The sequence below is a fragment of the Pseudoflavonifractor sp. An44 genome (assembly GCF_002161675.1).
GTDB classification, from domain to species: Bacteria; Bacillota; Clostridia; order Oscillospirales; family Oscillospiraceae; genus Enterenecus; species Enterenecus faecium.
Map to the genome: position 1 here is coordinate 22,882 of NZ_NFIH01000001.1, position 13,844 is coordinate 36,725.

A 13,844-nucleotide genomic window follows, 5' to 3' on the forward strand; every position below is an offset into this window, starting at 1 on the left:
TCCTGATCGATTTTTATTAATTTCAATAGCCATCCAGAGCGAGGAGCTTCTCCATCACATCCGGCGGGTATGCGATGTAGCCCGATTCATAGTCCTCGCCTATCGCCTCCGTGGCGGGGAGAAGCTTGTAGTCCGCCGTGATGATATCATCATGGGCGATGGTGAGCACGTCGCTGTAATACCGGCTCAGCAGCTCCAGCTTTACAAGCCGGTAGCGGTTGCCGCCGCCGAATTTTGGGAGATAGGCGGCGGGGGTGCCGTCGGCGTTGGTGGTCTTTTCCTCATAGCTCAGATCATTCTCGGAGATATCGTCGTACATGATCTGGTAAAACGCCTGATCGGTCGCCAGGATGTTCCCATTTAAGATGGCAACCGCTTTTTCTCCGTCCCCCACGGCCTCGTCCGCCACCTCGTAAACAATATAGCCGTCCTCATCGTCGTCAAAATAAATCCCTTCAAAGTTCTCGGAGGGGAGCTGTCGTTCTGCCGCCGCCTCCAGCTTCCCGTCTGCGATCAGCAGATAGCTGCCTCCAACGTGCACAATCCGCTGGGCTCTGTCCCGCAGCCCGACGTCCTCGGTCAGCGTTTTTCCGTCTGCGCTGTAGCGCCAGGCGTGCGTCAGGACAGGATGGAGATACTTGCTCTCCGTCGCAGTGTACGGGCCGTTGTTGCTGGCAGACTTGACCGAATACCGTTTGCCGCCCCGGTAGACCACCTCCAGGTCGGCGCCGTTGAAATCGTTGGCCTGGAGGTAGACGGGCTGTTCCGCAAGGGGCAGGGTTCCCACCTCCCGGCAGTTCTGTCCCCCCGGCAGGGTCGCGTCGCAGCGGTACTGATAGATTTTTCCGCCGGACAGGAAGACGCTGGACAGATTGCCGCCGGCCTTTTTGGGGTTGAGATCCGAAAAGACGGTTTGCAGGCTCAGCACGCCTTCTGCGCCGGTAAAGGTTTTGTAATCCGACTGGTCAAAGGCGACGCCCCGCTTTTTCAAAAGCTCCTGCTCCAGCGTTTCCGGCTCAGGTTCCGGCTCCGGCGCCGAAGCGGCAGGCGTGCTGCTGGCGGACGCTGTGGAGCTGCCTGTATCGGAAGACGGCTCCGAAGGCTCCGTCCCGCCGGAGCAGCCGACAAGCAGCAACCCCATCGCCAGCAGAAGCGGCAGCAGCCGCCTGCAGAGGCTTCGCTTTTTGGTATATTGAATCAAATCGGTTTGTTCGTTCATTCTCTTTCCTCCTGAAGCTGGTGTGCGGACAGCAGGGCTTTCTCAGCCCTCCAGTTTCAAAACCCCGCGGTTCACCTTCATGGCAAGGATCCGGCGCACACTTTGGTTGATCCGCTCTTCGCTGATTTCTCCCAACGCGACCGCTTCCTCCAAAGCGGAGACGGCCGCCTGCGGGTTTGACGGGCAAAGCAGGATATCCTGCGACGCCGGTATGCCGGATTCCTGGGAAACAGAACTGCCCGAAGAAGTGCTGGGATTTGCACACCCGCCGGATATGGCGATGAAAGCGCAGCACAAGGCGGCGAGCATTCTCTTCCATTTTATCCCCGTCATTTCTCACACCTCCTGTCCCCTGAAGCGGCGTTTTTTAAGCGTCTTCCTCCCCTTTCGTCATCAGGGTATTTTCCAAATGCCGGACGATCTGGTCCAGCATCTCCTGCAGAAGCCGGTACGCTCTCTGCTCCGGTATCCCGTCGCAGGGGCGGCGCAGCGAAACCGTCAGTTCGGTTCCAAACGCTTTTTCCTCCGCCGTTATGGAAAGGGAGACGTCTGTTCCGTCCTCTCTCCATTCGGCAATAACCCTTCCCGGCTCTTCCTCCCCAAAAGTAATCCCTTCCTGCCGCAGCACGCCGTACACCGAGCGCAGGACAAAGGAGCGCACATAGGGAAGTTCTCTTTGAACGTATTCCATCATTTCTTCTCCTCCTGAATTTTTGGGGAACCGCGGCAGACGCCGGGAAGTGGATTCTTACGCCCTCATTTTAGGTGAAAAGAGGCCGGATTGTCTATGCGTAAATCCCGCCAATCGTATCAAAACAGGTGGCGGTGAACCGCCATTTTTCAAAAAACCGATGGCGGTCAACCGCCATTTGTGCATATTATATAAATCAAAGCAACTATTTTGAGGCTTTATATATGCACAACTTCTAATCGTTCCAAATAGGGGTTGAGGTGTACTTTTCGTTCCTGATTTTTCCTTTCCCGGATGCCGAATGGCGTAAATTTCATTTTTCAAGTGGGGAAAACGATGTTTTTTATCAGGACAATTCGTTACCGCACACAAAAACACCCTGCCTCTCCTGAGAGAAAGCAGGGTGTTCTTTTATCCTGTATGTTAATCGTTACGGTAAAGCAGGTACATAGTGATGCGGGATTTTGCGCCCGTCTTTTCGTACAGGGCGGAGATATGCCGTTCCACCGTCCGCTTGGACAGGAACAGGCAGTCGGCGATCTCCTGGGCGCTGCTGTCCGAAGAAATCATCTGGGAAAATACATCCCATTCCCGTTCGGTCAGCCCGTATTTTGCGATGAACGCCTCCCTGCGCTCTTCGTCCGACTTTTGGGAAGCAGGCGGCTCCTTGGGCTCCATGACGGCGTTCATGCGGGCGGTATACACGGCCATAGCAACGCTGACCGCCACGAACAGCACCAGGGCGATGACAATGGCGGCCAGGCTGTTGCCGGTGGACAGCAGCGCCACCGATCCGCTGGCGATCAGGGCGGCGCTCACGTTATTCATGGCGCGGCCCATGCCCGCCCACAGCGACGGCAGGCGCATATGCCGGGAAAGCTCCATAAAGCTCGCTGTAAAGAAGACAACGAAAAAGCCCGAGGACAGGTAAAAGACCACCAGTCCGATCAGGAACGGAGCGCCCAGGTTCAGTACCACAATGGACAGAACCGACATCATCATCACGCAGTACATGATAAGCCCCATATACTTCCGCTTTCGGATATCGAAGACAAAGCCTGCGGCGAGGCCGCTGAGCGCCAGCAACAGGCGGGGCCACTGCCCGATATCCGTCCCGCCCGCATGGCGGAGGGTCACGGCGTTGTCCAGTGTGCTGAACACACATGCCATCAGCACTACCAGCAGCGCCAGCATAATGCCCGCCGTCCGTTTTTTCCGGGTGAGGGAAATGTCTGTTTCTGATTTTGAGGCCAAAGCCGCAGTCTCCGTCATTTCGATGCGGCTTTGGCCGGCCTGTCTCGTTCGGATGACCAGCAGGCTCAAAGCCGCCAGGAATACCGAAAGGAACGCCGCCTCCGCAACCTCCAGGTTGACAAGGTTGTTGTTTGCATACTGGAGCAGAATTCCCAGGGCGTAGGCGATCCCCGCCAGCCGTGCCAATGCATTGTCGCCGTCTATGGTGACGGCAGCCAGATAGTGGACGGCGCTGCCGAAAACGCCCAGCAGCAGGAAGAGCACCATCCCTGCCGTCATGGTCGCCGCATAGGAGATATGCTGCTGGACAATGAAGGTACAGATAATCGCACCCAGCGCCAGGATAAAGGTCAGCGCGCTTTTATAGCGCCTCCCGCCCCAGCGTTCCATGGCCGGATACAAGAAAAAGCCGACGGCGCTGGCGCCCAGCGCATAGTTCTGGGCAATGACAGTTCTCCCTTCCGTCACCGACAGAGAAATCATATTGACAAACAGATATTCCGCCCCTAAAAAGACAAAAGTAAAAATACCGATCAGCAGAATGGCGTTGACAGACGCCGGCTTTCTCAGTTCCCCTTTCATCGTACCACCCTTTCCACAGAAGCCGCTGCAGGCGTCCCGTTATTTCTCCGATTCTTCCGTCAGCTCCACTACATCCCCGATGTCACAGCGGAGCGCCCGGCAGATCCGCTCCAAAACCTCCAGGCTCACATATTCGTCCCGGTTCAGCTTTGCTATCGTAGAGGAGGACACATCTGCCAACTCTGTCAGGGCGGATTTTTTCATCTTTTTATCAATCAGCAATTTCCACAGCCGGTTGTACTGGACAGCCATACGCTTCATCTCCCGCCTTGTTTATGGAAGACAGTATAGCACAAAAATCGTGAAAAGCCAATGGATTTTATGAGATGTCACATATTTTTACGAATGTTAAGCCAAAAGAAAGCAGCCGCTCCTTTTACAGGCTCCTTTTACAGCCATAGACATTTACCGCTTTTTATTTCCAACGAGGTGAAGAAGCTAAAATACAGGGGAAAGGAGTACGATTATTTTCTGTTTACTCTGCAATGTTTTTTTGTGTTGCAAACTATAGATGATTTCGGCATCTTTATATCGCAGGAACTGTCTGCGAATCCTTTTAGCACTCTCCCTTACATCGTTACGTTTTTTCAGGTCATAATATGCTCTTGTCTCTTCACTAATCATTGTCTTTGTTCCTTTCGGTTTTAATTTTGTCATGACACAAGCAGACCTAACAAAAAAGAGAACACCTTCTGAAATTACTTTCAAAAAGTGTTCTCTATACAGCAAGTACTGTATTGTGTTTTATCCTTACAACAATTCATTCTGCTTCACAATTCTTCAAAATTATATGAAAAATTGTTGTCAATTTGTTGTCAACTCGGATTTGAGATGCCGAAAACCCTTGATTTTACTGGATTTTTTAGTCCAGAGGCTTCATTGTGGGGATTTCCACAGCGCTCCCCCCTTATCTCACCGTTTCTGAATAAAACTTGGTGATATCCGTGCCGGATTTTCCGGAAGCAGTTTATAACTAACCCTATCTATCGAAAAAGAAGCCCCACCCCGTGAGAAAGATTTGGAGAATTGATGGGGCAACCCCTATGATTTCTTCTGGTGCTGCTGGCTGTCAGCGGTATTTCTCCTTCTCTGATAGGCCAGCTTCACAACCGCAATATCTTCGGAAATATCCGTATGTATAAAAAGGTGCACCTTGGAGAATCCCCTTCGAATCGCCGCACAGGTCTCCAAGGGATTCAGGGGCGGAATCACCTGGCAGATAATTTCCTGCCTTTGACACAGGTATGTCTTGACCATCACCTCCCGTCTCATCCGCTGGGAGTGCCCTCGCGGGAACAAAAAAGCCAGACCCAACTCGGGGATGTATGCATCCAGATCCATGCCAATGGCCTCTGAGGCTCCCCTCTGTACCTTCAGGCCCCTCTGCCCTGCATAGTACAGGATCATCAGCTGGGGCAGCAACTCCCAGAATTCCTGCTCACAGTGGATACATCCCCGATGCTCCACCGCCCGGCGAAAGATTCCATCCCGCCAGCTGTGGCCGCATGGACCCTTCCACCACACTTTTCGGGTGGACTCTCTGGAAAACTCCGTGGGACGCAGTACCCCGTTTTTCTTCTCATCCCACTGGGCCGTCAGTTCCGGGTCTGTCTCTGCCAAACTATTCTCCCGCCTCTTCACACACGCCGGACACTGTCCCCCTGTCACCCGAGATATAACAGACGCTTTCCACTGGTACCCACAGGCACTGCACTTCCACCACACTTTGTCCTTGGCATGTTCCTTCACTTGATCCGGGGTGAAATCTCCATTCTGCTCCGACCACTCTTTGGCCAGTTCCGGCCGACGGGTGGCCAGATCATTGAACCCAGGGAGCAGTTTTCTCCCGCTGCAGTAGGGGCACGGACTTCCCAGGGTTGACCTGGTAGAAATCAGCGTAAACCACTCATGGCCATGCTTACACCTCCACCACACCCTCCGATTTGTGAAAGCAGTCACCTGCGTGGGTTTCAATGGATGGTTGCGTGGGGACCATTCCTTGGCCAGCTCCGGAAATCGGGTATTGAGGTCATTGAACCCTTCCATCACCTTTCGGTGGGCACAATACGGACACCCATTCCCGGACACTCTGCTTCGGATGGAGGCTGTCCACTCGTGACCACATGCTCCCTGCCAGATCACTTTTTTGTTGGAGCCGATGGTGACTTCAGTGGGAGCTAATGTGTTTTTTTGAGACCACTCTTTGGCCAACTCCGGCCTCATCTCCGCCAGACTATGTAACATGATGTTTTCTCCTTATTTTTATAGAATGAACAGGGCCTGTGAGCTGAGTCCTCACAAGCCCTGTTTTGTTACTGCTGCATATATCCATCAAACTGTTCTATTTCCCGCTTCTTGGTCTCCTGCATCACGTCCACATAGATATCCATCGTGGTCTTGATGTCCATATGCCCTAAGATCGATTGGATCACCTTGATATTGATGCCAGATTCACACAAACGGGTGGCAAAGGTATGCCTGAGGTTATGGCAGGAGAAGTCCGGCAGCAAGACCGGGTCCTTCTCCAGGCCGTCCTGAAGCAGCACCTGGTCGTTGCAGTCCCGGACGATGCGTTTGATGGCCTTGTTCAGAGCGCCTGGACTATGAACCTTTCCAAATTGATTGAGAAAGACAAAGTTCTCATACCCATCAATATGTGAGCAGCTGATCAGGCCCACCTCCTGCTGGTGGATTCGCTCCAGTTTAAATGCCTCTTTCACCCCGGATGCCATGGGAATCTCCCGGCACCCGGCTTTGGTCTTCGGGCTGTTGACACTATAGCAGGCCCCTCGCTCATCCCGATGGTTGTAGTACACCAGGGTGTGGTTGATATGGATGATTTCGTTTTTCAGATCCACGTCCTGCCATCGCAGTCCAATCAACTCTCCCACACGCATGCCGGTGTTGACCATGATGTAAAAGGCAGGATACCAGTGCCGATACCGTGGGGTTCGCTTGATATAACTCAGAAAGAGTTTTTGCTGCTCCATGGACAGCGCCTTTCTCTTCTCCACCTCATGCCCGTGGGAGATACGAAGCTCCTTCAGCATCCGAACAGTGGGATTCTGCCGGATGTAGTTGTCGTCCACTGCAAGCTGAAACACCTGGTGGAGAACATTGTGGACGTTGTCCACGGTTGATATTTTCAGCCCACGCTGGTCCACCAGAGTGTTATAGAACCGCTTCACATCAGATCGCTGAACCTGCATCACCCGCTTTTTCCCAAAGGTGTTCATCACAAAGGTCTCATACATATAAATATAGTTTTTCAGGGTGTTGTCTTTGACTCCTCGCTTCAGTTCCTTCCACAGCTGGAAGCATTGATTGACGGTCATGGTCCTGGCATCCACCCGGATGCCTTCGTGTTTATCAATAATGAGTTGCTCTTCCATCTCTCTGAGCCGATTCAGCGTTTTGGCGTAGATGGAATGCCGCTTACCATCGGGGGTGCTCCATCGATACTCATATCCCCCGTTGGCCTTTTCCGTCTCTCCGGTTTTCAGCCGCACATTCCGGCTGTCCACCCGCACGACTCCTTGTACACGTTTTGCCATCATCAACCACCTTTCTTTTCTAAATCGCCCATCTGTTCAATGAACTCTTCCAGCTTTTTTCGCTTAAACAGCCGCTTGTATCCATTCCAAACGACAAATTCACAGTCGTCCTGATCGGACAACTTCATCAACCGGCCCCTTCCCATTCCTGAATACGCTGCGGCCTCATCCAAGGTCAGCAAGCATTTCTTCCAAATGGGCACCAACGCCAGTTTTTCTTTGTAGTTCATGATTGTTCCCTCCTGTTCTATGCTGTCACATGGAGAATACCTGATTTGACGGAGAAGTTCCAATGTGTGAATTTCCCGTTTCCCTTCTGATTGCATCCTTGACAAGTCAGATGGAGAAAGACCGATTCAGGTAGTCATCCAACTTTTTCCGCTTAACCAGTCGTTTCTGTCCGTTCCAGAGGCCAAATTCACAGTCTGGGTCATTCAATAGTTCAATCAGCTTATTCCGCCCCAGCCCGGAATAGGCAGACGCCTCATCCAGTGTCAGGGTGCTCTTTTCCCACACTGGCACCATGGCCAATTTCTGCTCATATTTCATAATTCTCTCCTTTACTGCAGTTCCAGGCTTTCTTTGATAGCCCGATCCGCTTGTTTCATAATATTTGCATCGCAAGTTCCCAGATACTCCCGCAGCCGCGTCCGATCAATGGTAGTAATCTGTTCAAACAGCACCACAGACCTCTCCGGCAGTCCCTCTTTTCTCCCCACCAGCAGATGGGTGGGCATATACATTTTCTTGACCTTGCTGGTCAATACCGCCACGATCACTGTGGGGCTGTTTGCATTGCCCACATCGTTTTGAATCACCAGGATTGGCCTTCTCCCCCTCTGCTCTGAACCTACGGTCTCCCCCAGTTCTGCATAGAAGAGATCTCCCCGCCGGACCTTTGGATGTACTTTTTTCTTCATGTCTCACGCTCCATTTTCATCAGTGATAGAAACCTACATATATCTACCGCACGGTTTGGGGGTGAAAACGAAAGGTAAAAACAAAAAATCACCCGCCCCGCTCTAACAGCAAGGCTGGATGATCCTGGTTGTTCCCAATTCTTTCATCTGGTATAATGTAATTATACATTAAATTTTGAGAGCACTTCTATCTTAGAAATCTATATATAACGATACACTGCTAAAGACAAAGGAGATGGTTACGTGAATGAAATCATAAAACTAAATGATCCTGGAGAAATTTTAGTTGGTGGCACCAATCTGATGGAACTTACCGGCGATCTCCTGGCTGATGCTCGTGCAGATCTGACCAAGGCAACTACGATGAGCGTCCCCATTGCACAGCTGGCCACATTGGGGGCCAGTGTAGCCTCCCTCGTTCCCGCCCTCAACACAGTGACCCAAACGTACAGCTTTAACACATCTGGTTTGTATCGTGTGGCCAATCAAGCAGTGGGCGACTCCTTAAAGATTGCTCAGAACGGAAACTTCTGGGGTGCTTTAAAAACTGCGGACGGCGGCTCTAAGTTTGTCCAGCTTCAGTCGGCCGGCCCGCTGACTGCAACATCTCAGGCGGTCGTCTCCATCAATCCAGCAACAATGATGATGGCTGTTGCCCTGTTCTCTATCGAACAACAGCTTGGCGAAATCATGGAGATGCAGAAACAGATTCTATCATTCCTAGAGATCGAAAAAGAATCTGAAATAGAAGCAGATGTCGAAACACTTTCCAGCATTGCATCCAAATACAAGCTGAATTGGGACAATAAGCATTTTGTCACCAGCAACCACAAAATGGTTCTGGATATCCAGCGCACTGCCCGAAAGAACATGCTGAGCTATGAGAAAAAAATCCGTGACGTTGTGAAGGGCAAAAAACTGATTGTTGCCAATACACAGGTCAAATCTGCCCTACAAGATTTACTGAAGAAGTTCAAATACTACAGGCTTTCTCTCTACACGTTCTCTATGGCCTCTTTGATGGAAGTTATGCTTAGCGGCAACTTCAAAGAGGAATATGTCTCTGGCATCAGAGACGAGATCAGGCAGAGGTCTGAGGCATACCGCGACCTCTTTGGCAAGTGCTCTGTGTACTTGGAAAAACTAAGCGGTTCCTCTATGGAGAAGAATCTTCTAACCGGTATTGGCACTGCGAGCAAAACGGTCGGGTCGTTGATTGGCATTATTCCCGGAATAAAACAGGGGCCTGTGGACGAATTCTTGGTCGACCAGGGCTCACGCATGAAGAAAAGCGCTCATACTATGGAGACCCAGTCTATCAAAGAGTTTGCCGAAATCAGCAACCCAAAAACAGGTGTCTTCGTTGACCGTCTGGAGGATATTATACAAATTTATAATCATACAGAGCAGATTTTCCTTGATTGCGAAAATATCTATTTACTTTCGGATGGCTTTAGTAAATAGTATCTCGATAAACCTCTGTTCTCTCAATACTCATCGATACCAAACAATATTACGAGAAGCGAGCGCTATGGATGCAGTGCTGTTCTCTAAGGCTCTGTCAGCATTAAATGATTTCGCTCTAATAAATCAAGAGTTAGTATGGACAATAATTCATATGCCGTATTATCAAGCACCCTCACTGCAACACTGCATCGCAGCTTGACTTTATGTCCACGGCAACGGAGATTATAACCAATTCACATCTGGGAACGCTAATGCAGCATTATTTCATTGCATCATTACAATTATTAGTGGAAATTATCTACACAAATACTAGGGTGTTTCTAAAAGTCCACACGAATGGGCTATTTCATCACAACAAAGATGACCGCCAGGTAAATTAAGGGAAAAAGGGGTACAAATTGGTTATATCGGGTAGCAATACACCTGAACTGCTTTAATTTGAGGAAAAAGCGCTCAATCAAATGGCTCTCCTTGAAATGGTACTCTTTGGCATATTAAAATGGGACATTAAACCTATAGCAACCGTAGAATCATTGATATTTCCACCTATTAGCTAGAGCCAAACCGAATTACCAAGGCCATTCAAAACAGCATAGATTTTGGTATACTTTTCTCCACATCTGATGTCACCAATCCAATAAATTAATGATTCTCGCTATTTGCAGTCTCTTTCAATACTATGCACCAAGTGGCTGCAAAGTATTGAAGATGCAAAGGAAGGGTTACCCAGTGCCAAGAGATGTAGGCCGGTGCAAAGAGCATTTTCCAGAACGCAAGGCCATAAAATTGCTGGCCTGGCTCAAGCAAGAATTCTCCCAGATAAAGAAAGCAAAAGCCAAACAAAAAGCTGTGATCTTCATGTAGATCTTCCATTTGGTGGATACTACCTTTGCCATTCACTATGTTTTACGGTATACTGTATACTGTATAATATGGATCCCTACATCAACAGCTCCTATCCGCAGGGGCACGAAAACGATTTTGTGGTCTTCATTGACCAGAACGACGTTGTCGATGTCTGCAAGCTGGATCTGATGAATAATTAAATGAACGGTATTTTTAGTATCACCAACGATGTATTAATCGGCTTTGCAGATGGTCTCTGCGACAGAGAATATATTGCCAGCCGCCTTCGCCGCAGAACCAGTGAACAGATAGAATCTATCTTTGCAGGGCATAATCCGAAAGGCCGAGAACTCCACGATGCCCTACGAGATGTTACCCAATAGTCTTTGACCGCTTCTATGAGTAAGATATCAATCGCCAGTTTATTGTGGATAAAGCCAAGAATTTAATAAAAGATTGCAGATCAGTTTTATTGGAAGGAATCTCCTATCCTGCGTACATCTCAGCAGAAAAGATCTACCAGAACCGGGAATGCTTTCGCTATTGCAAAGCTGGAAAATCTGGGTTGACCACCCCGACATTAAGCAAGCCGCAAAAGGGCCGAATGGTGATGCAACACTTCGGAAATGAATGTGGGCATTCAGTAGACATTAAATGGAGGCAAAGGTTGAAATACGGTAAGTGAAATATTTGGTGATAATACACAGAATGTTGTTTACAGGCCGCAAATTATATTTTAGGGGATGAAGCAATGAGTGAATGCCCTATTTTCGCATATCCTATAAGAATAATACCTTTTGACCTCGGAAGAAGTTTATCGGCAAACGATCTGACGCTTATTGAGAAACGCTTCCAGCCACGTTTCGGGAAACTTGAGTTTACACCACGCCAAAGCTCCATACTAAAAGGCATTTCCCTACTGTTTAATATTCAGGAAAATATTTCTGCCTATCTTTACTCAAATGGCATCTGTGTAATTGTTGTTAAGGAAACCAAACTTAGTTTTCAGAATAACTTTGAGAATTTCTCCATTTCTTATGGTGAAAACCGAAAAAACGCCCATCGCGCTTTTTTTGAATGGAAGCATAGTGCCTCTCCTGTGATTTGGGATGTCATCACCGAATTAAGACGGATTGTACGCAAAAATACGCCCATAAAGATTACCTTGAGAAAAAGTGCAAGTGAACAATTTGAGCACAGAGGCCTATCATATATCATGACCCTCTCCATGTTCGATGTGAGTAGAACAATTATTAATTCAACTCGTTTTAAGAACTATCCCCATTGGCTAAAAAGTAATGTATATGCACTTTTAGATCCATCTGTACTTTACCTTGAAGATTCTAGCAAGTTTGAATGCGCTGCTGGCTCTAGATTGGACCTACCCACAATATTGAGTGAATTGGAGATGAACGAAGCCCCCACAGACTACGAAAGGCATCGTCACATCAATACCTTTATGAGCTGGGCCTCAGTCTCCATTTTGGGGCAACTTCAAGATGTAGACAAAGAAGAATATACTGCACTTGAAGTTCAATTGCAGAGTGACTGGTTCTATGTATATTGCTTGGACAAGAGCTTGGATGACTTCAGTACACTGACAAAAAAAGATATAATTGATATACAAAGGCAACACTATGAGCTTGATTTGCTTGAAAATCGTCTCTTCGATTTTGACGATTCCAGTATGCCGACGCGCATCCTTGACATTCAGAAAGGCCTGGTTGAAACAAGTGGATTAGCTGGAAATATCCAGCATCTTCAGCGCAAAATGCAATACATATTAGAACGTGAGCGTCTTGATTCAGAACTCCGCCAAAAACATCTAAGCCAAAGCACTGAAATATTACTGTTTGTCATTGCCTTTATAGAAATAGCCCCAACAGTCATTAAATATGGAAATAACATTTATCCAAATGCAGGGGTTGCCGCTAGTTTCTTCATTATCCTTTTTGGAATCATCCTCTTGATCAGGAAAAATTAATTGGAGGTTAATATATGAAATGTTTATTTGTAATTGATGTTCAAAATGGCTTTGTTTCAGACAAGACCAAAATAGTCCTTCCAAAAATCCAGCAGCTAATGAATGATTTTGATGAGGGATTCATCATCGCAACCCAATTTATTAATACCCAAAGCAGTGGATTTACCGACATTATGCATTGGGACCGACTCAAGGCGGAACCGGAAATTGACCTCATTCCCTTTGTAAAAGAGAAGGCAACATATATTGTCCAAAAAACGACCTATTCAGCTTGTACAAATGAAGCAATGCAGTTGCTTTTGAAGCACAATATAACGGAAGCTTATGTCGCCGGTATTGATACAGACTGCTGCGTGTTGGCCACAGCCATAAGCCTTTTTGAACACAATATTCGACCTGTGGTTTTAGCTCAGTATAGTGCTTCTAACGGGGGTGATATCAGTCATCAAGCAGCTATTACCGTCTTAGGGCGAACCATAGGTTGGAACCAAATATCCTTCAAGTTGTATCCCGAAAAATGAGTATTCAAGTGGCGAGCATATGAACTGCGTTGGTATTCATTTTTCTCAAAACAGGAACTTGCTTGCTGTTATGTCCCTTTGGGAGAGCCGGTGATCTTGCCATTTGAAATGCAGTACCAGTGAACTGAGCGAGTCACGAGTCAGTATAATAGCTCAAAAGTCTCAGGGGCACTGTTGCCATGCATGAATCACGGTCAGGATCTTGTCGGTGATACAGCGGACCGTGCTGTCCGAGACAGGAATGCCGTAGATATCATAAATATGGGCCCCTATATCTCTTGAGGTCATACCCTTGGCCGTAGTACATGGACGGGATTTCCCTATCAATGCCCTAGCTGATGGTCTGGTCCTTTTTCAGTGTCTATAGTTCAAATTCCCCTTTTCAGTCTCAAGGTTCCAACACATCCACAGCTCCAAAGCTGGTACATAGTGTTTTTCTGCTGTGGCCGTTGCGGCTTTTTTCTGTGTCTTTATTCTAATATTCGTACTTAATGAAGATCAGTTCGTCGTTCAGCGCTACCTCTAGGCCATTCTCCATGAACTCAGAAACGGCCCCCTTGAGCTGATTCTGGATATCGTCCATGCCATCATGTTCGCCATCTGCAACAGCTCATAGAACCGCTCTAGACCGGCGTTTTCTTCCATATCGCATGGCGCAATTCTTTCTAACCATATGTAAAACCTCCTGTGTGGTGCTTCTATTCTCACCACTCAGGAGGTTTATACAAAGTTTGGGATAGTCTTGCGTTTAAACAGAACATGCAGTCCTTGCAGGAACTTTGCCAGAATATCTAGTAGTTAGGGCT

At 48.3% G+C, this 13,844-nt stretch carries 15 protein-coding genes; 3 read left to right on the forward strand and 12 right to left on the reverse strand.

The window, feature by feature from the left end; all coding sequences use genetic code 11:
• Window positions 1-22: 22 nt before the first annotated feature.
• The 11 genes from B5F98_RS00065 to B5F98_RS00115 form a co-directional block, all read right to left on the reverse strand.
• The gene (locus B5F98_RS00065) at window positions 23-1,141 is read right to left on the reverse strand and encodes a hypothetical protein (protein WP_143482687.1); all 1,119 of its coding nucleotides are present in this window, start codon (window positions 1,139-1,141) and stop codon (window positions 23-25) included.
• Window positions 1,142-1,261: 120 nt separating this feature from the next.
• Complete coding sequence (locus tag B5F98_RS00070; protein ID WP_087369092.1) at window positions 1,262-1,552, reverse strand: glycoside hydrolase family 3 N-terminal domain-containing protein; 291 nt, start codon at window positions 1,550-1,552, stop codon at window positions 1,262-1,264.
• A 34-nt stretch (window positions 1,553-1,586) separates the two neighbouring features.
• The gene (locus B5F98_RS00075; RefSeq protein WP_087229370.1) at window positions 1,587-1,913 is read right to left on the reverse strand and encodes a hypothetical protein; all 327 of its coding nucleotides are present in this window, start codon (window positions 1,911-1,913) and stop codon (window positions 1,587-1,589) included.
• Window positions 1,914-1,967: 54 nt separating this feature from the next.
• Window positions 1,968-2,288 (reverse strand): hypothetical protein, encoded by a 321-nt coding sequence (locus tag B5F98_RS12560; protein ID WP_143482688.1) that lies wholly within the window; start codon window positions 2,286-2,288, stop codon window positions 1,968-1,970.
• Between the two features lie 45 nt (window positions 2,289-2,333).
• Entirely contained in the window at window positions 2,334-3,746 is a 1,413-nt protein-coding gene (locus tag B5F98_RS00080) for a helix-turn-helix transcriptional regulator (RefSeq protein WP_087369093.1), read from the reverse strand.
• A gap of 39 nt (window positions 3,747-3,785) precedes the next feature.
• Window positions 3,786-3,998 carry a helix-turn-helix transcriptional regulator gene (locus B5F98_RS00085; protein ID WP_071442138.1) on the reverse strand — a complete coding sequence of 71 codons (213 nt, stop codon included), beginning with the start codon at window positions 3,996-3,998 and terminating at the stop codon, window positions 3,786-3,788.
• A gap of 789 nt (window positions 3,999-4,787) precedes the next feature.
• A complete protein-coding gene (locus tag B5F98_RS13165) occupies window positions 4,788-5,366 on the reverse strand; it encodes a zinc-ribbon domain-containing protein (RefSeq protein WP_242961559.1) in 579 nt (192 codons plus the stop codon).
• 692 nt (window positions 5,367-6,058) lie between these two features.
• Window positions 6,059-7,300 (reverse strand): tyrosine-type recombinase/integrase, encoded by a 1,242-nt coding sequence (locus B5F98_RS00100; protein ID WP_087369096.1) that lies wholly within the window; start codon window positions 7,298-7,300, stop codon window positions 6,059-6,061.
• Window positions 7,301-7,302: 2 nt separating this feature from the next.
• On the reverse strand, window positions 7,303-7,530 hold the full coding sequence (locus B5F98_RS00105; protein WP_087369097.1) for an excisionase: 228 nt from the start codon (window positions 7,528-7,530) through the stop codon (window positions 7,303-7,305).
• Window positions 7,531-7,636: 106 nt separating this feature from the next.
• Window positions 7,637-7,849, reverse strand: a complete 213-nt coding sequence (locus B5F98_RS00110) for an excisionase (protein WP_087369098.1) — start codon at window positions 7,847-7,849, stop codon at window positions 7,637-7,639.
• A gap of 11 nt (window positions 7,850-7,860) precedes the next feature.
• Window positions 7,861-8,220, reverse strand: a complete 360-nt coding sequence (locus B5F98_RS00115) for a type II toxin-antitoxin system PemK/MazF family toxin (protein ID WP_087369099.1) — start codon at window positions 8,218-8,220, stop codon at window positions 7,861-7,863.
• A gap of 243 nt (window positions 8,221-8,463) precedes the next feature.
• Between B5F98_RS00115 and B5F98_RS00120 the strand changes: the two genes are divergently transcribed.
• Window positions 8,464-9,684: a hypothetical protein gene (locus tag B5F98_RS00120; protein WP_162613538.1), complete on the forward strand. Its 1,221-nt coding sequence runs from the start codon at window positions 8,464-8,466 to the stop codon at window positions 9,682-9,684.
• A 645-nt stretch (window positions 9,685-10,329) separates the two neighbouring features.
• Here the strand turns inward: B5F98_RS00120 and B5F98_RS12565 are convergent.
• Window positions 10,330-10,560: a hypothetical protein gene (locus tag B5F98_RS12565; RefSeq protein ID WP_143482690.1), complete on the reverse strand. Its 231-nt coding sequence runs from the start codon at window positions 10,558-10,560 to the stop codon at window positions 10,330-10,332.
• A 724-nt stretch (window positions 10,561-11,284) separates the two neighbouring features.
• Here B5F98_RS12565 and B5F98_RS00125 point away from each other — a divergent pair.
• Both B5F98_RS00125 and B5F98_RS00130 read left to right on the forward strand, forming a co-directional pair.
• Window positions 11,285-12,517, forward strand: a complete 1,233-nt coding sequence (locus B5F98_RS00125; protein ID WP_087369100.1) for a hypothetical protein — start codon at window positions 11,285-11,287, stop codon at window positions 12,515-12,517.
• Between the two features lie 14 nt (window positions 12,518-12,531).
• Window positions 12,532-13,038 carry an isochorismatase family cysteine hydrolase gene (locus B5F98_RS00130; RefSeq protein WP_087369101.1) on the forward strand — a complete coding sequence of 169 codons (507 nt, stop codon included), beginning with the start codon at window positions 12,532-12,534 and terminating at the stop codon, window positions 13,036-13,038.
• Window positions 13,039-13,844 lie beyond the last annotated feature (806 nt).